Source organism: Patescibacteria group bacterium (assembly GCA_026415775.1).
Classification (GTDB): Bacteria; Patescibacteriota; Minisyncoccia; order UBA6257; family JAAZHW01; genus SKW32.
The window spans coordinates 1-411 of the sequence record JAOAGL010000015.1; the positions used below are offsets into that span (position 1 = coordinate 1).

The following is a 411-nucleotide window of genomic DNA, read 5'->3' on the forward strand; positions in this document are numbered from 1 at the left end:
CTGTTGATGTTTGATTGATTGGATCAAGAGGTAATTTTGAAATAGGAGAACCATAAGAAATTGAAGAAAAAGATAAAGGAAGCCAGCCAGAACCATCTATTTTTTGAGCTATTTGAGTAGAAGTAGAACAACGATATTGATAGCCAGAAGGTAAAGGAGGTAAATTTAAAGAAGCACAGGAGGTAGAATTAGGATCAATTAAAGAAGTATATATTGTATTAGTTTGGCCTAGAAAAACACCAGGTTTATCAACTAATAATAAAGAAATAGCTTTGTTAATTGTTTGAAGATCTGAAAGTCTTTGAGAATCTCTTGCTTGTTTAATTAATTCATTAGGATTAATTACAAGAACAATAATTACTGATAAAATTGCAAGGATAGAAATAACAATTAGAAGTTCTATGAGGGTGA

1 protein-coding gene is annotated in these 411 nt (G+C 30.2%); it reads right to left on the minus strand.

The features are described 5' to 3' along the window. Positions 1 to 411, minus strand: a 411-nt coding sequence (locus tag N2692_03120; protein MCX8016257.1) for a type II secretion system GspH family protein, incomplete at both ends; no start/stop codon positions are given.